Annotated in this window: 16 protein-coding genes; 15 read left to right on the top strand and 1 reads right to left on the bottom strand. The window is 55.3% G+C overall.

From position 1 onward, the window contains the following. Nucleotides 1–2 precede the first annotated feature (2 nt). The 6 genes from COMA1_RS10555 to COMA1_RS10530 all read left to right on the top strand — a co-directional run bounded on the left by COMA1_RS10555 (nucleotide 3) and on the right by COMA1_RS10530 (nucleotide 4,697). Nucleotides 3–605 (top strand): MBL fold metallo-hydrolase, encoded by a 603-nt coding sequence (locus tag COMA1_RS10555; protein WP_090748037.1) that lies wholly within the window; start codon nucleotides 3–5, stop codon nucleotides 603–605. Then, nucleotides 602–1,426 carry a tetratricopeptide repeat protein gene (locus tag COMA1_RS10550; RefSeq protein ID WP_090748031.1) on the top strand — a complete coding sequence of 275 codons (825 nt, stop codon included), beginning with the start codon at nucleotides 602–604 and terminating at the stop codon, nucleotides 1,424–1,426. Before COMA1_RS10555 ends, COMA1_RS10550 begins: the two co-directional genes overlap by 4 nt. Then, a complete protein-coding gene (locus COMA1_RS10545) occupies nucleotides 1,423–1,860 on the top strand; it encodes a hypothetical protein (protein ID WP_090748028.1) in 438 nt (145 codons plus the stop codon). Before COMA1_RS10550 ends, COMA1_RS10545 begins: the two co-directional genes overlap by 4 nt. Beyond that, nucleotides 1,857–2,924 carry an SAM-dependent methyltransferase gene (locus COMA1_RS10540; RefSeq protein ID WP_176697994.1) on the top strand — a complete coding sequence of 356 codons (1,068 nt, stop codon included), beginning with the start codon at nucleotides 1,857–1,859 and terminating at the stop codon, nucleotides 2,922–2,924. Before COMA1_RS10545 ends, COMA1_RS10540 begins: the two co-directional genes overlap by 4 nt. 368 nt (nucleotides 2,925–3,292) lie before the next feature. Beyond that, nucleotides 3,293–3,706 carry a thiol-disulfide oxidoreductase DCC family protein gene (locus COMA1_RS10535; protein WP_090748022.1) on the top strand — a complete coding sequence of 138 codons (414 nt, stop codon included), beginning with the start codon at nucleotides 3,293–3,295 and terminating at the stop codon, nucleotides 3,704–3,706. Nucleotides 3,707–3,824: 118 nt separating this feature from the next. After that, entirely contained in the window at nucleotides 3,825–4,697 is an 873-nt protein-coding gene (locus COMA1_RS10530; RefSeq protein WP_090748019.1) for a hypothetical protein, read from the top strand. Nucleotides 4,698–4,742: 45 nt separating this feature from the next. Here the strand turns inward: COMA1_RS10530 and COMA1_RS10525 are convergent, their stop codons facing one another. Continuing rightward, the gene (locus COMA1_RS10525) at nucleotides 4,743–6,158 is read right to left on the bottom strand and encodes a peptidase MA family metallohydrolase (protein WP_090748016.1); all 1,416 of its coding nucleotides are present in this window, start codon (nucleotides 6,156–6,158) and stop codon (nucleotides 4,743–4,745) included. Nucleotides 6,159–6,290: 132 nt separating this feature from the next. Between COMA1_RS10525 and recG the strand changes: the two genes are divergently transcribed. The 9 genes from recG (at nucleotide 6,291) to COMA1_RS10480 (ending at nucleotide 17,369) form a co-directional block, all read left to right on the top strand. After that, on the top strand, nucleotides 6,291–8,828 hold the full coding sequence (gene recG / locus COMA1_RS10520) for an ATP-dependent DNA helicase RecG (RefSeq protein ID WP_090748014.1): 2,538 nt from the start codon (nucleotides 6,291–6,293) through the stop codon (nucleotides 8,826–8,828). A gap of 7 nt (nucleotides 8,829–8,835) precedes the next feature. After that, the gene (locus tag COMA1_RS10515; protein ID WP_090748011.1) at nucleotides 8,836–9,159 is read left to right on the top strand and encodes a hypothetical protein; all 324 of its coding nucleotides are present in this window, start codon (nucleotides 8,836–8,838) and stop codon (nucleotides 9,157–9,159) included. Next, on the top strand, nucleotides 9,156–10,106 hold the full coding sequence (locus tag COMA1_RS10510) for a Ppx/GppA phosphatase family protein (RefSeq protein WP_090748009.1): 951 nt from the start codon (nucleotides 9,156–9,158) through the stop codon (nucleotides 10,104–10,106). The genes COMA1_RS10515 and COMA1_RS10510 overlap by 4 nt, the downstream gene beginning before the upstream one ends. A 646-nt stretch (nucleotides 10,107–10,752) precedes the next feature. Further along, nucleotides 10,753–11,778 (top strand): lysyl oxidase family protein, encoded by a 1,026-nt coding sequence (locus COMA1_RS10505; protein WP_090748006.1) that lies wholly within the window; start codon nucleotides 10,753–10,755, stop codon nucleotides 11,776–11,778. 171 nt (nucleotides 11,779–11,949) lie between these two features. Next, a complete protein-coding gene (locus COMA1_RS10500) occupies nucleotides 11,950–12,219 on the top strand; it encodes a hypothetical protein (RefSeq protein WP_141654301.1) in 270 nt (89 codons plus the stop codon). A 738-nt stretch (nucleotides 12,220–12,957) separates the two neighbouring features. After that, entirely contained in the window at nucleotides 12,958–13,140 is a 183-nt protein-coding gene (locus COMA1_RS20620) for a hypothetical protein (protein ID WP_141654300.1), read from the top strand. Between the two features lie 207 nt (nucleotides 13,141–13,347). Beyond that, a complete protein-coding gene (locus COMA1_RS10490) occupies nucleotides 13,348–16,320 on the top strand; it encodes a DUF7507 domain-containing protein (RefSeq protein ID WP_090747998.1) in 2,973 nt (990 codons plus the stop codon). Between the two features lie 234 nt (nucleotides 16,321–16,554). Further along, nucleotides 16,555–16,929, top strand: a complete 375-nt coding sequence (locus COMA1_RS10485) for a hypothetical protein (protein WP_090747994.1) — start codon at nucleotides 16,555–16,557, stop codon at nucleotides 16,927–16,929. Between the two features lie 188 nt (nucleotides 16,930–17,117). Beyond that, nucleotides 17,118–17,369, top strand: a complete 252-nt coding sequence (locus COMA1_RS10480; protein WP_090747991.1) for a hypothetical protein — start codon at nucleotides 17,118–17,120, stop codon at nucleotides 17,367–17,369. The last annotated feature ends 175 nt before the right edge of the window (nucleotides 17,370–17,544 follow it).

Below are 17,544 nucleotides of genomic sequence, written 5' to 3'. Positions count from 1 at the left end.
GTATGAAACAAATCCTGCCCAACATTTGGCAATGGTCCTGGTTTTCAGATGAAAAGCAATTGAACTTCAACGGTCTGTTGCTGACGATCGGTGAGCACACGATTCTGGTAGATCCCCCACCGATGACTCCAGAGGCGCGAGCGATTGTCAGGCGTCATGAGCCGATCGATTACATCCTGTTGACGAACCGCGATCACCTTCGAGAAGCGCCAACCTATCAGGCTGAGTGGCATTGCCAACTGTATGTTCCTGAATTGGATGCAGCGCAGATGGAAGTGAATCCGACCAAAACGTATAAGGACGGCGAACTTCTGCCTGGCGGGATTTGGGTGATTCAGTTGTCGGATCAGAAGTCTCCTGGCGAATCCGCGCTGTTTATTGAACGAGGGCGAGGCGTGCTGATCGTGGGGGATGCGTTGATCGGTCAACCATCAGGTGAGCTTCGCTTGCTCCCTCCTGAAAAATACGAGGATCCGGCTAAGGCGAAGAAGGGGCTCCGCCGTCTCTTGAAGTACAACTTCGACAGCCTGCTGGTCGGAGATGGTGTTTCCATCCTTGTGGATGCAAAGCTACAGGTGGAAGAATTGTTGGCGGTGCCACGATGACGTTACGGAACGGCCTGTCCGAGGAACTGAATCGACAAGGGAATGAGCATTTTTCGAGGGGGTATTATACGGAGGCCTACACCTGTTATGCGAAGGCGTTGGAGTGCGACCGACTGAGTGGTGACCAGCGGGCCCTCGTCGCGACGCTTGGTAATCTTGGCAATATCTGTGCAGTGAGTGGACGACGAGATTCCGCTCAGGCGCATTATCAGGAGGTTTTGGAGCTCCAAAAAATCTTCGGCGATGAAAAAGGCATCGGAACGACGTTGGCCAACTTGGGGAACTTGCGTGCCGATGCCGGCGAATGGGATCGAGCTCGAGCGTATTATCTCGAAGCCATGGATCTTATGATCAAGACCCATGACGAGGCAGCGCAAGCGGTGCTCTTGTCCGATCTTGGCCTGGTGGCCCGTGAGACCGGTGACATGGAGGAAGCCATCGGCTGTTATGAACGGTCGTTGGCTTTGATGCGTCGCTTGGGGAATGTGGCAGGTGTCGCGGATGCCTGGCGGATGATCGGACGCACATACGTGATTCAAAAGCGCTATCATGAGGCCATCGCCTGCTGCCAAACGAGTCAGTCGATCGCCGAACGGTTGCATGACGAACTTCGCACCGGCGGTGCCAGGTACGTGCTGGTGCAGTGCTATGAGGAACTGGGGCAACTCCAAGAGGCAACCGATCTTCTCGAACAGGTCGTTTATATGGATCGGAAGTATCGGCTGCCAAAATTGGAAGAGAATATCCAGCGTCTCAATATGCTCCGTCTGCGCCTGGCAGATTCGGGTCCGTCACAAGGCCTTCGAAAGATGAGCGCATGACAGAATCGGTTTCTCCAACGTGGCTGCAACTTCGAGCTGACTTAATTCGTTCATTTCCGCAATTCTATGAACTGGAGCCCGATGGACCGCTCCTCATGGATCTTGGGGCAGATGGGTGGCTTCTCGAAGTCAAGCCCGAGGGCAAGGTGATCTGCCAGTACGGGGTTTCACTGGACGAGGTCATGGCGCTCATGTCGGACGGAACTCCGGAGGACTTGGGAACCGATGAGGTTGCCAAGCAGGCGAAATACTTTCTTCAACCAGCTGTCTCTCGATATCGAGCGCTTCTTCTTCAGTCCGGATTTGTCGAGGAGACGGAGATCACGGATGAGTTTGTGGCGGTCACCTTTACCCGAGATGCCGATCTCCACAATCGTTCCAAGCTTGAAGATCTTCTGCGGTGGTGCCGGGGGCGCATTGGGAAGGCTTCGTGATAAATCGGATTTCGACATTCAACGAATTTCGTGATGCCATTTCCGCTTATCGATTGCCGAGAGTGCTGTTGGCCGCGCTCGAAATGGATCTTTTTACGGTGGTGGGTGATCGAACCTGGTCGCTGACCGCTCTCGCCAAGAAACTGAAAGTCAGCGAGCGGGGCCTTGGTATCCTCTGCCGCAATCTTGCCGCTGCTGGAATGTTATACAAGAAAGGGAGCGTCTATAGAAATAGCAAGCTTGGGGCGACAGCGCTGAATGCCAATCATCCCACCTATCGAGGCGGTTATCTTCATCTCATCAGGAGCCATTGGACCGACTGGATCCGGCTGGCGGAGTCCATCCAAAGTGGACTGCCGCTTGATCACGATGTGCCAGATGGACCGGACCATCGGCGCCAATTTACTTGGGCGATGCATCACCGGACGGTGGAAATTGCTCCGGAAATTGCGGGGCACCTGCATCTCGGTCACGCGCAAAACCTCTTGGATCTCGGTGGTGGGCCTGGTACCTATGCACTGGCATTTCTTGCAAAGAATCCAAGGTTGCGTGCCACAGTCTGTGATCGAGTGGCTGCGCTTGAGGTGGCCAAAGAAATCGCTTCTACCCACAAAGCGAGGGAGCGACTCTCCTATCTCCCGCTCGATTTCTCCCAAGAACCGATCCCTGGTACGTATGATGTCGTCTGGTACTCCAATGTGCTGCACATTTATTCACCGAAAACGAATCAGGCCATTTTTCGGAGAGTTCGTGCGGCCTTGAAGCCGGGTGGCCGATTCATCATCCAAGATGCCTTTCTGCACGACCGCGAAGGTCTGTATCCGACAGAAGCTAGTTTGTTTGCTCTCTCGATGCTCTTGTTTACTGAACAGGGGGATACCTATACGGTTAATGAGACGGCGAAGTGGCTGAAGCAAGCTGGTTTTGTCCGTATCAAACCCGTTCCGATTAGGAAGGGAACGGAGGATTGGGAGGACGGAATTTGGGAGGCATCAGCTCCTGGTCCACGGCCAAGAATGATTGCCAACCAAAAAGGATCAAGCAGAAATAGAAAAGCCCACTGATGAGACTGGCCATTAGGGAAGCGATAGCATCTGCATCCGTGGATAGAGCCTGCACTATTGTGGCGACGTCTATAGCCAACCCAATCGTCGCATAGAAGACGCAAACAGCTGCGCTCCATCGAAATCGAAGCCAAACGAGTAGGGACAGTCCAAGGGGGATGAGAGCGAAAAAGCTCATTTTCCAGGCCAGGCCTTGTGTGAAGGATGGGCCATTCCCAAGGAAGAGGAATCCAGTTTCTACAACGAAGGTACTGAGTAACAGAATAAGCAAAGGATTGTGTGGCATGGGCTGACTATAGACTGTTGAGGAAAAGATCGGCAATGGGTGCCTTGTAGTTGCGGTTATTCTGAAAAAGCGAACTTGTATCATGGAGCCAAAGGATCAGAAGGAGCAGCCGGTATCCCTGGAGGCTTGTCTTCTGATTTATGACGAGGAATGTCGACTCTGTATCTCGGTAAAAAATGACTTTGAACGACGAGGAATTAGTCAAACAAGAACGGGTATCAGATTCGTCCCCTATCAGAGCGAAGCGGCCAGAACTGCTCTTGGGCAACAATATCGTCCTGGTCGACCTGAGACAGCTTTCTGCATCCAACCTTCCGGAAAGATTCTGCAGGGGCTTGATGCATTTTCCCCTCTTCTTCCTCATCTGCCTGACGGGACGCTGATGCAGTGGGGGTTACGGATCGGCAGGGTACGGCAGTTGGCGGGATGGGGCTATCGCCTCATAGCCCGCTATCGGTATCGATGGTTCGGCGTCACTCAACCTGCCAGGCGATAGGCACAATCACCACCAGGTTGTCTCGTTCCCTCTCTTTAGAGGGGATTCATCCCATCAGTGAGGAATTTACCGGCCGCCAGCCCTCTATCAGAATGCATCCACATTCTGAGGAGGATACATGCCGCAAACATCTGATGTTTCGAAAGGTTGTCACCACTCAACTCATTCCATAGATGAAAAGCGACGGGTCTTAGGACTTGGTTGTTCAAGGATTCTGAGTCTTGTAGCCTTTATTGGGTTTTGGAGTTTCTATGGTGGAAATGATCTGGCCTGGGGTGACGTCACTACGGGGAAAAAGGCGATTGTGGCGGCGGGGTTCGGTTATCAGATCGGTTCTGTATCCGCGATTTCGGTAAAGGTTTATGAAGCTGACTCAGGCACGATCATATCCGATGATGTCTATGAACTGACGGTCAAGGAAGGTGATGGAGCAGGAAGGAACGAGGGGGGCCGCATTTTTGCAGGTGGTATCGGACAGGGGGCTACAGACCTCTCCAACTTCGTCTTGCGGGTTTACGACGCGAATACCGGGATATTCCAATGGGAAGGGCGACTTAACCTCGTGCAACCTGACGGAAAGGGGAGGGGCCAAACCATTTCAACTCGAAAGTTTGGTCGCGCTACCATCACGAGAGTCCGCACGGAGCGGCAGGCAACCGAACAGCCGAAATTCTTGTTGCGTGCGGTAGACGCGGTAACCGGCTCTCTCGTCTGGGAGGATGAGTTCACTACGGTGCTGGGTGAAACTCCACACCTCCATTCGATCGTGGATCGGTCCACGATGTTGGGTCGAGTTTCGGCAAACAGTTCCCACAGGTTCGAATTCATGATTCGTATGTACGATCCGAGCGGGAAGAAGATTATATGGGAAGATCAATTGTCTCAGCGAGAGTCTGAAGAGGGCGCCCAGGGGGCGCTGAATGATCAAGCCGATTTACTTCCCGTCTGGCCACATCAGCCTCAGGATGAATCGATTCCTGTGCCGATTTGACGGTGTATACTGGTTGATCGATAGAAGAACAAGCCACGGGGGAGATTACGGACGGGTCTGTTCGAAGCGCTCAAGCCATTGACGTTGGAACTGCTCATACGAAATTAGCAGTTTGTCCTGGAATGCGGTTGCGATAGAGGCCTTCGCCTGGAAGGCTTTCACCAGGTCGTCGACGCGAGCCATGCCCCATCGCTCCATCAAATAGTGGGTTGCAGAATTAGCTTCTAGATAGGCTATCGTAGAAGCATCGGCCGAGAATGCGCCCCAGGGTCCTTCCAGAGTAGCCAACGGAATCACCTTCAGCTCGCCTTGTATGGCCTCATCGAGATCCGGCCATGAATCTCCAGCCAATTGCATGGCGAGGCCTTCGTTCAACCAGGTTGGGAGTGCTCCTGCCTGTGATCCTAACCGGTCATGGAGTAGGGCATGGACGTACTCGTGACGGAGTACAGTGGCAAGCCATTTCCGATCTGTGGTGGCTCCCTGTGTGGGAATTTGGATGCGTCCGAGCGTGGGGTCATAGAGCCCATCGGCCCACGCAGGGCTGCCAGTCGAACCTTGGAATGATTCTTTTGCGTGGAGGACGACCATGATGGGCTTAGTCGGGAAATGCCCAAACTTCTGGCCGATATCCCGATAAGCCTCCTCGAGAATCTCCAACACTGACGTCCAAGTGGTGTGGTCTTCCTCTCCATTGAATTTCACGACAAAATGAGTGCTGCTGCGTGCGGTCATGCGAGATTCGACCGATTGTGTGCGCTGAACCCGTTCTGTGACGGTGGCCAGATAGGATCGGAGTGCCGGGTCTTGCTTTGCCCGTTGGGTGGCTTGGGCCAAGTGCGTGGCCGCGCCATTCAGATCATCCTGTTCCTGCAGCAAATCAGCCATGGCAAGATGAGGGAAAGGTTCGTCCGGGGCTACCTTCATCAATTTCGTCAAGAACTCCGCATCTAGTGCGCGGTCGCGCTGTTCCCAGTAGGCTTGGGCCAGGTTCATAAGGATGACGGAGTTTGTGTCATCGAGTTCCGCTGCCTTCTTGAACGCACCGATTGAAGCTCGTGTACCTTGGAGACGTTCTTGCTGCAACCCGAGATTGTTCCACAGGATGGCGACGAAGGGTTTGGATTGTCTATCCGATAGAACGGAGGCCGGGAGTGCCTTCAGTTTGCTTTCTGCCAGGGAGAGATTGTGCTTTTCGACTTCATCACGAATTCCTTCCAACAGCGCCTGATGTGGGGTGGGTGGGATGACGGTCTGATCGAGGGTGCGAACGTATCGTGAGTCGCTTTCGGATGGCGTGCTCTGTGGAGGGGCCGGTGGAGGAGGGACGGATTCCACGGTTTCCGTCGGACTCATCGTCAGCGAGGGATGGAGCGGTTTCAGAAAGAGGTTGTACCCGACTAGGAGAGCCAGACCGATGGCAAGCGGGATCAGGATGTGGCGAATATTGCGTCGGTACATATGGGTGTGACAGGAGTGTAGCACCCTAGGAAAATGTGACCAAGCAATCTAGGAAAAGCAGCGGATAAGATCGACGTAGGCTCGCCAGCTGCGTTGTGCGATGAACTATGCTGTGCTACGATCCTCCACCATATGCAGACGGAGGCTGAATCGAGTCCGTTGGTACCGTTTCAGGAGTGGCTGGATCGCATTGCCCGGCCGATCGAATTCGCAAGTCGAGATGAGGGCGCCCATCTCAAGGCCATCACCAATCTGAGTGATTTCATCTCCACTCAAGTCCTGTCGGCTCTTCGCCAACAGACGTATCCTAGGACGATCGAAGCTCGTCTGATTTCACTCCGTGACCTCTTCGTTGATTTTTCATCATCCCTTTCTCTGGATGAACAGCGTCGTCGATTGCATGTAGCGGGGGCGCACATCCAGGCACTTCGAAAGGCCTCGCCGCAGCCTGCCAGTCCGAAGGCCTTGCCGACGCGATCGATCCATGTGAGCGAATCGATTGATGAGGAGCGATCCGACCTCTGGCGACAGCCTGTTCGATTTGCCAAGGGGGTTGGACCTAAACGCACCACTGTCTTGCAACGGCTGGGTATCGACACGGTAGAAGATGTACTCTGGACCATCCCTTGGCGGTATGAAGATCGATCGGTGATGACTCCGATCGGAAATCTTGTTCCGGGGATGGTGGCGTCAATTTGCGGGATAGTTGGGAAGTGCGATGCAAAACGGACAAGAAATCGACGGCTGAGCATACTGGAGGTCGGCGTCGAAGATCAGTCTGGTCGCCTACAGGTGGTGTTCTTCAATCAGCCTTATCTGGAAGATGTTCTGACGGTTGGAACTCGCGTGATGTTGAGTGGGCGGGTGATCTCTGGTCGACGAGACTGGATGGTGCCTCGCATGGACGTCGCACAGTACGAGATCGTCGGAGAAGGGGTGGAATCGGCGCTGCATGTCGGCCGAATTGTTCCTGTCTATCATGAAACCAAAGGGTGGACGTCTCGTCAGATGCGGGTGCTCGTGCGGAACCTCCTGACGGACCATGGGATGGATCTTATCGATCATGTGCCGCTGTCGCTGCGCGCGAGGCAGCGGTTGATCTCGATCAATGAAGCGTTCCAGGATGTTCATTTCCCAAAGGCGGGAACTGACGACCATCTATTGGCGCGAGGAAAGACGGCGGCCCATCGCCGGTTGGCGTTTGAGGAGCTCTTACTGTTGCAACTGGCGTTAGCGTCCAGACACCGATCGGTCCATGACGAACGGAAGGAGATCCGGTTCAATCCCAGGACCCCGCTGCTTGCACGGTTGACGAGTCTCTTGCCGTTTCAGCTCACAACGGCGCAGGAACGAGTCATTCGCGAAATATTTCGAGACATGATTTCGCCACGCCCCATGAATCGATTGGTCCAGGGTGACGTGGGCTCAGGCAAGACGGCTGTTGCATTACAGGCCATCGTCATGGCTTGTGGGTCAGGCTATCAGGCGTCCTTGATGGCTCCGACGGAGATCCTTGCGGAACAACACTATCGCAACCTTTCAGGAATGTTACAGGCCTTGGGGCTGCGGACGGTTTTGATGCGTGGTGGTGAGAAAGCCTCGATCAAGAATGTGCAGGTTGAGCAGCTGGCTGCGGGAGATGTCCAGGTGGCGATCGGGACCCATGCCCTTCTGCAGCAAGGTGTCACATTCAAGAACCTGGGCTTGGCGGTCATCGATGAACAGCACAAGTTTGGCGTGTTGCAGCGGAAGGCAATGATTGAAAAGGGCTATAGACCGGACGTGCTCGTGTTGACCGCGACTCCTATTCCTCGAACGCTCGCGATGACTGTCTACGGTGACCTTGATGTTTCGATCATCGATGCCCTGCCCCCGGGACGGAAGCCGGTGCGGACGTTCCTGTTTAGTGAGGGACAACGGCGGAGGGCCTACCAGATTGTGCGGGATGAATTGCTGGCTGAAAAACAAGCCTACATCGTCTATCCCCTGGTGGAGGAGTCGGAGAAGGTCGACCTTCAAGCTGCGCTCCAGGGCGCCGAACAGTTACAGAATGGAGAATTTTCTGAATTTCGTGTCGGCCTATTGCATGGACGCATGAAGGCGTCTGAAAAAGAAGCGGTGATGGCTGATTTTAAGGCGGGGACCATTCAGCTGTTGATCGCCACGACCGTCATTGAGGTTGGAGTGGATGTGCCGAATGCGACGGTCATTTTGATTGAACATGCCGAACGATTCGGACTCGCGCAGTTGCACCAATTGCGTGGTCGAGTCGGACGGAGCAACCATCAAGCCTATTGTCTACTGATGGCGCAGAATCTAGGACGGGGGAAAACGGAATCGAGCAGACGGACCCTGGGCAGTGAAGAACCAATGTCGCTGGCAAGGGAACGGCTGGAGGCGCTCGTCCGGTCAAACGATGGGTTCGTCATTGCCGAGGACGATCTGCGCATTCGGGGACCGGGTGAGTTCTTTGGGCTGCGGCAGTGGGGGGTGCCGGAGTTTCGTGTCGCCAATCTGGTGCGCGATGGTGAGCTGCTGGAGGAGGCCAAGCAGGAGGCGTTTTCGTTGCTACAAGCTGATCCCGGATTGAAAGAACCGGCCCATCAGGGGCTGCGCGAGGCCATGCTCCGCAAGTGGGAGAAGAAGCTCGAGCTCGGATCGATAAGTTAGGCGAATAATGGGACTCTTTCAACGGATAAAGGACGATCTGCGGGCGGGGATCGCAACGCTTCGTCTCGGGACTGTCCATGCAGCAGGGCGGGCGCTGGAAGAGACGGAACTACTCCGCATCCGGCTGGAACTCCGCAAGCTCGATCGGCAACTGTCCGATCTCTACAAGGATATCGGTGAACGAGCCGTCGACATCAAGGAGCGTGGCGAAACGGCCGAGCGTGTTGTCTACGATGCCGAGATTGTGCGCCTCGTCAAAGAGATCGAGGCTGTGAAGGAGTCGCAGAAAAAAATGGAAGCTGAGATGGAAGCCATTCGGAACGAGCAATGAGCGAGCCGGCCAAGCGTACGCGACGACTGGCCGGTATCGATATCGGAACGCTCACCTGTCGTGTATTGATTGCAGAGCATACCCCCGGGAATCCTCTCAAAGAACTTCGCTCTGAACGGCGGATTCTCCGACTAGGAGAAGGCGTTGATCAATCGAAACGACTAAGTCCGGCGGCGATGGATCGCGTGATTCACTGTCTCCAAGAATGGCGGAAGGTCATCGATAGTCATCAAGTTCAAGCGACCGCTGTCGTGGCCACGAGTGCCGTTCGCGATGCGAGCAATCGAGGGGAGTTTTTGGATCGAGTCAATGCAGAATGTGGCTTTCAGGTCGAACTCATCTCGGGTGAGGAAGAAGCGCGACGGACTTTGCTCGGCATTCGTTCCGGCTTGCCGATTGGGGTGACAGATATCCTGGCCTTGGACATCGGCGGCGGGAGTACGGAATTCATTCTCGATCGGGTAGGGCAGAAGCCAATCGTTTGCTCGATCGATATCGGCGTGGTCCGTCTCTGCGAGCGTCTCTTGCGCCATGATCCTCCGACTGATGAGGAAGTCAGGCAGGCACGCGAGTGGGTGGCGCGAGAGACAAAAGCAGCTGTGGCGAATATGGGCGACTATCGGCAGGCGAGATTCGTTGGGACGGCCGGAACGATCACTGCTCTCGCCGCCATGGCTCAGAAGCTGCCGATCTATGAGCCGGCTCGAATCCACAACTATGGGCTCAAGTTGGAAACCATTCGAGATCTGGCGCATACCCTCCTCAGCAGGACGAAGTCCGAGCGAGTTGAACTTCCTGGCTTGGAAAAGAATCGCGAAGAAGTCATCGCCGCCGGCGCGATCATTATCCGGACGATTATGGAGACGCTGGGGCAGAACGAATGTTTGGTGAGTGATACGGGATTAAGAGAAGGTGTGCTGATCAATCTGGCGATAACGGGACCGTAGTCATCGTCCGTGGGGCAAGGTCGGGTCTGACAAGGTGAGAAGGCCCTGATTCTCCAAGCTCTGCCGCACCACTCTATCCGCTAAAACCTAGAGCATCTCTGCGCCTTGCGATTGGGCCTGCGAGAGCCTCTTGCCGGATCAGGCTGTGCCACATTGGCCGTCGGTCCTCCATAGCCTTACAAAAACCTGCATGCCAGTCATGGTGTGAGTCGGACAGGGTCTTGCACCTCCGCCTTCCGACATCTTCCACCCCTCCTCCTCTCCTTCAGATGCTGTGCAGATCGAGTGAATCGAAAAAGATCCAGCATCTTCTTGGATACAAGTTTCCGTACTGTATGAATGCCTCCACTCGTGATCTTCTACCCAGTAAGTCAACCCTACGCAATGCAGGCTAAACAGGCGTCATGAATACAATGTGTTAGCTGCATTGCCGGAGGAGCTGATGGTCATCCAATGCGGGGGATGGTAAAGAGGGCGGGAGCTTGTGGTGCTGGTATGAAATTCGCTTGATCCGGTATGGGCACGAGCTGAACATTCTGCCTGGGTGGAATGAACGCTCCCGACATTCTTAGGCCAGAAGCTGACGGGGCTGCAGCAAGTCGCCTGTTGATGGGATGAGACTCGTAACGATGAGGAGACATGCATCATGAATACTGTTCTTGCGTATGGTCAAACAATCGCGCGTGGCGCCATGCTTGCCGGCGTCCTGTTGTGGGCCACCGGTGTTGCCGCGCAGACGGCGCTGCCGCCGAATCTGAAGCCGATGCCGGCCTCCAACTTTTCACTGGTCACTCAAGCAGACGGGACGCTGGATCTTCGCTTCGCCACCACGAGTTGGAACAACGGGACTGGCCCCGTACAGCTTGAGGCGGGGAGCGTCGATACCGGGCAAAATCCTCCGAAGCAGCAGGTGTACCAGCGGATCTTTAATAATGACGGGTCATCGGCGACCTTCTTGGCAGGCTGGTTTGAGTGGCATGAGCTCCATAACCATTTCCACTTTAACGGGTACGCGGACTATGTCCTGCAGCCGGTGAATGCCCCAGGCGGGTCCGAGCGCTATGGCCAGAAGACGACCTTCTGCGTCATGGACACGACGGCCGTCAACACGTCGTTGCCCGGTGCGCCCGGTTCGGCCCATTACAGCAGCTGTGGCCGAACGATCCAAGGCATGTCCGTGGGTTGGGGCGACACCTACGGGGCCTCACTGGCTGGTCAGGAGATTGATTTCACCGACAATGCCGATGGGATTTACTCTCTGAAGATCGTCATTGACCCGGACCGCCACCTTATTGAGAGCAATGACAACGACAACGAGTCCTGCGTGTTGCTCGATATTAAGAAGCCAAGTACGGTACGCGTATTGGATAGTAGCGGCAGTTGCTCGACCGTGACCGCGATCTCGCCCAACAGCGCTCAACGCGGCACGACAGTGCAGGTTACCATCACCGGGTACGGGTTTACAGACGGCACTACAGTCACGTTTGAAGGTGGCAGTGGCCCACGGCCCGTCGCGAGTCAGGTGCAAATCATCTCGAATACGGATTCGGTAGATATGCTGACGGCGACGGTCACCATCCCCTACAAGAAGCAGTTGGGCCGCAACCCGGTGTGGAACGTGCGCGTTGGGTCCGGTGGAGTGTTTAGGCAAGCCTTTACGGTGACTCCGTAAGTCATACGTCGAAAGATCTGGTTGTAGGAAAAGAAGACTCAGGAAACGCAGTGGGCAAAAAAGCCCATTAAGAAGGGCGTCCGGCTCAATCCGCGCCGGACGCCCTCTTTCTTTTGGCCAAGAACATGGAGCAGGGGAGCGCTGCATCGCAACCTGAGTATGGACTATCAGATGGTGTGGTCATGGAAGAGTGTTGCCGCATGTTGTGTGCTGGTTCTTGGTACTGGGTGCGGTGAGCCGATGGATTTTGAGAATGCCGGCAGTAGGCGGGCCTTGGCGGAAGATCAGCAGACCTGCAATCATGAGCTGCAGACACCGGCCTGGGCGCAATATGTAAAAGAAGCGAAAGGCCGTCTCGATCCCTGGCAAGTCTGTGTGGAGCGCAAGGGCTGGAAACGGGTGGATCACTCGGCGCCGCTCGCAGCCGGCGTGAAGTTGTAATGGCCTGCAAGGGGCCGAATCCCGTGGTGTCGAGTCCGTATGGTGAAGATGAAGGAGGACGAGCTAGCCAGGATCGGCCGCGTTGTCATTGCACGCGCTTGAGTTGGGTTGGGATGGTCAGCGTCGCCCTGCAGACCGCTGTTTCAACGACTGTGCCGATCGGGTGAGTGGAAAGAGATACAGCATCTATTTGGATACAGGTACTCGTGCTGGAAGACTATTGCCGCATGTGACCTCCGGGTCAGTGAGCTGGAGCATCACAAGCCAGGCGAAACAGACGTCACGAATACGAGATGTTAGACCGATTCCTGAGAAAGCTGATGGTCATTTATGTAGGCGACGGTGAAGCGCGCGGAGTTTTCGAGTGCTGGTATGAAATTCGCTTCTTCTAGGGTCCGCATGAACCGAACGTCCTGTCTGAATAAGGCGAACACTCCCGGCACTCTTGGGTCAGAATGTGATGGGGATCGTAGTAAGGCGCCTGTCGCAAGGAGAAATGCAAGGGATGAATATGATTCATACATCGCACTTGCGGCAACAAGGTCAATGCCAGAGTGCGGCCGATGCACGCGATGCTCTGAAATGAAAGTCAACGTAATTAGGATTGCTGACAGACGTATGCTTACGTATATTGACAAAACGCGCTCATGTTCTGTATGTATCACGCCGCCTGATGGCGGCGGCGGTTTCCTGAGTGTCTGGTGCGCCATCAGAGCTGAAGGCTATTCTGAGGTAAAAATGGAAGTCGCCACGCCAACCCTTCAATGGGTAGAGCAGATGCTCCGGTTGCTCGCAGGGAAGAAAATCACAGGGACCGTCACAATTCGTTTCTCGCAAGGGGGGGTACAGAGCTTAGCCGTGAATCAGGAATTACGCCCATGGCACCAGGGGCCAGTCATCGCCCCTCAGCAGGACGCATAGTCTCTAGCCAGATCGACACGTAGTTGGTCCGCACCAACTGGCGGCACGAAGGCTGATGGTTTCGGCATTGCCGGGCATCAGCCTTTTTTATTGCGGCAAGTTGGGAGCGAACCAGGGCAATGGAAGCGCCTAGGGTAATGAATCAAGGCAAGATCGTGATCGAGAAGAGTTTGAATCTAAAATCATTAACCTTAAACGGAGGGTCTCATGGCATCAGTCTCTACGAATAAGCAAGATTATAGTCCCGGTGAGGTCGTCACTATTACATTGGTAGATATCACGCTTGGAGGGACTTACACCTTCAGGATCACGGATGATCCCAATGATCCAGGTGATGATAATGTCGTGAACACCTACTCATTCCAGGCGGTGGATGGCGGTGCAGGTGATGCCGACGGAGCAGCTGACGGCAAGATCACCACGACATGGACGGTTCCCACAGACGGCAGCGCGAGCAACGCGACACTCAATCTGAACGCGACCGATGACAGCGGCACCGTGGTCGCGTCGACAACGTTTACGGATGCGGTGAGCGCCACTATTGATCAATGGGGAAACGGCCCTGCGCCTGATGCTAACGGAACCGGGAATGATGATGAGGTGTGGCAAAACGGCAACTTGAATGAACAGGGGGCCCATTATGCAGAAGGAGAGGCTATCCCTTATCGCGCGGTGCTCAATGATTTAACCCCGGATGCGGTCTATGCGCTAACGATTCAGTGGGACACCGTTGATAGTGCCGCCTATGCTATTGATTACCTCACCAGCTACAACTTTACCTTTGATGGTACCAAACACCCTCTCGAACCAGATGTGAACCCGACTTTCTTCACGCCACAAAGTGATCCCGGATTAAGCTCAAACGGAGTGTCCACCGTTGGGATTCCGAGCGATTCCCAGTTGCTCACGGGATTTGGTCATGGCATCACTGATGGTTTGTCATCCGGGCAACCGTCGGGAGCTCAAGCCTTTACGTTCTTTGGGTCAGTGGCAGGGCTGTCAACCAGCGGCGTTTCGTACAATGCCGATTTGACCAAGGCCTCCATTACTGTAAATTTTACCTACACAGGAGGCTCTGGGGACACTGCGGATGCCGTTGTCCTCGCGTGGGGGGGGCATATCGCGTCATCCCTTGATTGGCGAGATGATCAGGGGGAAACCGTGCAAACCGCGTCCGATATCAGCGGGTCACCGTATCATATGCGCTTGTTGGCGCTTACCGAGAATGGGCTTGTAGAGGGACTTGGCAATCAGGATCGGTCACTTTCTGCGTCTGCGGTGGTGCCGTCTAACCCAGATTTCACCATCACCAAGGTGGTCGCGGACATTCTCAATCCTGACGATTCGGATGGTGGATCTACCGTGAATCAAGCCGGAGACAAGATTGTCTATACGATCACCGTTGATAATACCGGCGATGTCGATTTGACAGGGGTTACGGTGAGCGACCTGGTTGAGGGTACCACAGCAACCACGGTGACGCGCACAGGTGGGGATACCAATAGCAACAACATCCTTGAGACCACCGAGACCTGGACGTACTCGACGACCTACACGGTCACCCAGGACGACATTAACACGGCCGGCACGTTTGGTAACGGAACCTCAGGGATCCAGAATGTTGCCACGGCTGATACCGACCAGACTGGGCCGAAGTCGGCAAACGCCGAAGTTCCTGCGTCAACAATCGAACAGACCCCGGCATTGGTGATCGATAAGACCGTCGCGTCGGTGACGGATACCAACGGCAACGGGCTGACCGATGCGGGCGACGTCATCAACTACAACGTGAAGGTGAGCAACACCGGGAACGTGACGTTGACGGGGGTGACGGTGGTGGATCCGTTGACGGGGCAGAACATCAGCGCCGAGACCATTGCGGTGGGGGCGTCCAAGGACTTCGCCAGCACCTACACGATCAGCCAGGCTGACGTGGACGGCAACGGCGGGGGCGATGGCGACATCGACAACACGGCGACGGCGGACAGTGATCAGACGGGGCCGAGCAGTGACAGCGAGGTGGTGCCGTTGAATCTGACCCCGGCATTGGTGATCGATAAGCTGGTCAAGGTAGACGGTGCCACTGCCTTTGTGGATGCGGATACTGCTACCGGGCCGAATACGTTCGAAGGAACACCGGTTCAGTTCAAGTTCACGGTGACCAACACGGGGAACGTCACATTGTCGGATATCACGGTGTCTGACAGTGATTTTGATCTGAGTGGACTCACCGGTGATGCAAATGGATCACTGGCTGGGTACCAGATTGCGACCCTCGCACCGAGTGGTTCAGTAGACATCTTGTACACGCAAAGCGCTGCTACAGTTGGTCAACACACCGATACCGGTACGGCATCGACCACCTTTAACGGGAGCACGGTCAGCGATATGGACGATGCCAACTACTTTGGCTTCGATGCAGGTGTCTGCGGGCTGACGCCTGGATTCTGGAGCCAGCACCTGTGGGCCTGGGATGGCAATTCGTCCACGGATGGGGAGGTGGACAGCCAAGGCAAGACGCTAGCCTCGAAACTGGTGGCTGACGATGTCCTAACGCTAGAAGACGTCCTGATTCCGGTCGATTCGAACCGAGACGGCGTCATCGACGGGAATGACCAAGCCGGCGTCCTGGTCGGCGATCTCAATCACAATGGGCTGAAAGATGCAGGTGAGACAACCGTGTTCTTTGAGCTGATCGACGCGCAGGATCTCATCAACGCCAGCGCATCGACGATCAACGCCGATCAACGGGTGAAGATGTCACGCGATGCGATCGCCTTGCAGTTGAACATCAACAACGGCGTCGTCGATCCGGACGGACTCATCACGGAAGCAGCCAAGTGGTTAACGGCGCAATCGCCGTATGATACCTTCGGCAGTAAGTCCGGCGATGTCGATACGAATGGCGATTGGATCGCCGACTACAACGACTCGACGAACGTCTTTGACGGTACAAAGGTGAAGGCGAACGATGCGGCATGGCAAACGCTTACGAGCGGCCTGTCCGGTAGTATCATTCACGAGGCCGTCGACGACTTCAACAATTGTCGACTGGTGGGCGGGCACGATGGGGAAGGTAAGGAACTCATCGGGGCGACGCCCGACGACATTATCCTACTCGGACTCTCGAGCCAGAACACAAGCTGGGCCGACTGGCAGGGCGTCAACGGGTTGGTGTAGTTAGTCGAGAGCTGTCCCTCTCAATGACAGCGGGGGTAGGCCAACGGGCCTACCCCCAAGTTTTTGAGGACGTGTGCCGGCTTGATCGAGGTGGTGGTTGTCTGATGAATGCCCGGTGGGCGTTGCGTTGTACTGCTGAAATCTTCAAGATTTTCCCCTGTGGTGTGTGCGATGTGTAGGCATGTCTGTCGTTCTGTCTTGGTGAGGATTTTTCAACAGAGATGAGGTATTCGTATGGCCGACAAAGGTAACAGTGTCAAGAGTGAGGCGCAGGTTGCTGGTCAGGAGGGCACAGATCGGCGTGTGCAGGTGGGCATTCGCCTCTCGCCGAGTGAGCCGTCGACGCAGCCGGTGCTGTGCAATTTCAGTGGGGTGGCGGATGCCGGCGGGTTGGTGCTCGTTGAATTCGGGTTTATCGAACCGGGAGGCTTGAATGCAGTGGCGAAGGCCGCACGAAGCGGCGCCAATCCACCCGACTCGATCGGCGGCCAACGCATCTGCCGCTTGGCTTTGCCACCGGATACGGCGGCGCAGCTGGTGCAGCAGTTGAACCAGCTCCTAAAGAACGCACCTGCCCGAGGTACTCAGCAGAAGACGGCTTCTGCGTAGTGGCTACCGAGTTCGCGCGATAGCCTAAGCGAACAGTTACTATGAAAGACGCCTCGTTGGATCGAACAGGTCTGACGAGGTGTTTGTGTCTTGGCCTCACGCGGAGGAGTTCACCACAGTCGTGTCACGTTCACGCCGCCCCAACATGAGCGGGTGGCAACGTGGGCCGCTGACGCCGGATTTAACCCATGAGCCGACTGAAGAACAACCACGCACTCCGCCGCCATCCCAGGCTCGACACACTCACGGTCACGATCAACCACCACCAAGCCGGGCGGTACGACCGGGCCGAAGTTGGATGCCAAATTTGCGGTGGAGCCCGTCCAAGTGGGCCAGGTATCGTTGAGGGCAGAGGGGGAACCGGAGAGCCATGTCATGAGCTTGGGATCTCATGGTGGGTTCCCAATCTGGAAGAGCTTCGGCGGATGGACGAAGAGTGACTCCGCAGCGCGACTCGTACGATAAGGAATCTCTTCCATTTGTGAGCCGAATCCATCGTCAGCATGCGCAATAGGTGTAAATGGCATGGCTGAATGGCTTGAATTTGCTTGCGTGAGTGAGGTATCATCAAGCCTTCCAATTAGGTGACACACCTTGGGTACATGCGTGTTCTCG

The organism is Candidatus Nitrospira nitrosa, assembly GCF_001458735.1.
Taxonomy (GTDB): domain Bacteria; phylum Nitrospirota; class Nitrospiria; order Nitrospirales; family Nitrospiraceae; genus Nitrospira_D; species Nitrospira_D nitrosa.
This window is presented reverse-complemented; position numbering and strand designations above follow the sequence as displayed.

Coding starts and splice junctions, on each gene's coding strand:
- COMA1_RS10555 (WP_090748037.1), top strand. CDS start 3: ATGAAACAAATCCTGCCCAACATTTGGCAATGGTCCTGGTTTTCAGAT.
- COMA1_RS10550 (WP_090748031.1), top strand. CDS start 602: ATGACGTTACGGAACGGCCTGTCCGAGGAACTGAATCGACAAGGGAAT.
- COMA1_RS10545 (WP_090748028.1), top strand. CDS start 1,423: ATGACAGAATCGGTTTCTCCAACGTGGCTGCAACTTCGAGCTGACTTA.
- COMA1_RS10535 (WP_090748022.1), top strand. CDS start 3,293: ATGGAGCCAAAGGATCAGAAGGAGCAGCCGGTATCCCTGGAGGCTTGT.
- COMA1_RS10530 (WP_090748019.1), top strand. CDS start 3,825: ATGCCGCAAACATCTGATGTTTCGAAAGGTTGTCACCACTCAACTCAT.
- COMA1_RS10525 (WP_090748016.1), bottom strand. CDS start 6,158: ATGTACCGACGCAATATTCGCCACATCCTGATCCCGCTTGCCATCGGT.
- recG (WP_090748014.1), top strand. CDS start 6,291: ATGCAGACGGAGGCTGAATCGAGTCCGTTGGTACCGTTTCAGGAGTGG.
- COMA1_RS10515 (WP_090748011.1), top strand. CDS start 8,836: ATGGGACTCTTTCAACGGATAAAGGACGATCTGCGGGCGGGGATCGCA.
- COMA1_RS10510 (WP_090748009.1), top strand. CDS start 9,156: ATGAGCGAGCCGGCCAAGCGTACGCGACGACTGGCCGGTATCGATATC.
- COMA1_RS10505 (WP_090748006.1), top strand. CDS start 10,753: ATGAATACTGTTCTTGCGTATGGTCAAACAATCGCGCGTGGCGCCATG.
- COMA1_RS10500 (WP_141654301.1), top strand. CDS start 11,950: ATGGTGTGGTCATGGAAGAGTGTTGCCGCATGTTGTGTGCTGGTTCTT.
- COMA1_RS20620 (WP_141654300.1), top strand. CDS start 12,958: ATGGAAGTCGCCACGCCAACCCTTCAATGGGTAGAGCAGATGCTCCGG.
- COMA1_RS10490 (WP_090747998.1), top strand. CDS start 13,348: ATGGCATCAGTCTCTACGAATAAGCAAGATTATAGTCCCGGTGAGGTC.
- COMA1_RS10485 (WP_090747994.1), top strand. CDS start 16,555: ATGGCCGACAAAGGTAACAGTGTCAAGAGTGAGGCGCAGGTTGCTGGT.
- COMA1_RS10480 (WP_090747991.1), top strand. CDS start 17,118: ATGAGCCGACTGAAGAACAACCACGCACTCCGCCGCCATCCCAGGCTC.